This is a genomic window from Alloalcanivorax balearicus MACL04, from assembly GCF_025532145.1.
In the GTDB taxonomy this organism is placed as follows: Bacteria; Pseudomonadota; Gammaproteobacteria; order Pseudomonadales; family Alcanivoracaceae; genus Alloalcanivorax; species Alloalcanivorax balearicus.
Genome location: NZ_ARXS01000073.1, coordinates 1 through 741 on the forward strand (window position 1 = coordinate 1; position 741 = coordinate 741).

Annotated in this window: 1 protein-coding gene; it reads right to left on the minus strand. The window is 50.3% G+C overall.

Features of this window, described 5'->3' with window-relative positions; translation table 11 throughout:
• Positions 1-550 (minus strand): DUF6708 domain-containing protein (locus MA04_RS21735; protein ID WP_262462856.1); only part of this gene is annotated, 550 nt, incomplete at its 3' end.
• Positions 551-741: the final 191 nt, after the last annotated feature.

Below are 741 nucleotides of genomic sequence, written 5' to 3' on the forward strand. Positions count from 1 at the left end.
TTCGTACGGTAACATTATCCCAGGAGTAGGTCTTCATCTTACCCGGCTTACCCTTTTCCCAGAATTTCAGGAAGTTAAGTGGCTTCAGCGGGATAACATGTACCTGCCGGGTCTTGCGATTGAATAAGGTCGGATGATCAGAGGGACTAAAAAAAGCTCGACGAATAAAGACAACACCAAGAAGGAAAAACGAAATAGAGACACAAAAAATAAAAGAATAGAACCAGTCAATATCTGTGGCAAGCAGGGGGTGGACAAGAAAAAAAATTGCCAAACAGCAAATAATCCCTCCACCAAACCCCAAGTATTTAGCCACCCCCTCCCCCATAGAAGTTCCCACTTCTATGCCTTCTGAATGGATTCGCAGGAGTGTTTGGAAGGCTCTTGGGTGAAGGTGAACTGATTGGCCCTTATCAAAGGGCATAACCCTCAACGGTAGTTTTCGTGCATACAACTTCCGTTTGCGCTGAGCTTCTGTAAACGTCAGCTCTGGCTCCTCTTTGCGCCATTCCGGAATCAGAATGCCACGTTCTTTATCGTCCACGGGCATGGTTCGGTCAGCCCCTTACTGCTGCGGTCGTGTCCATTGGAGCAACTCCGCTTCTGTCAGCGCCGGCCCGCCGGCGGCCTCGACCACTTCAGGCGGAAATTCCGGTAGTTTGTCATGGTTGACCTTACGCAACTGATCACCTGGCTGCAGTGGCGGACCGCCCTCCTCCATGTAACGGCGGATGTGTTCCC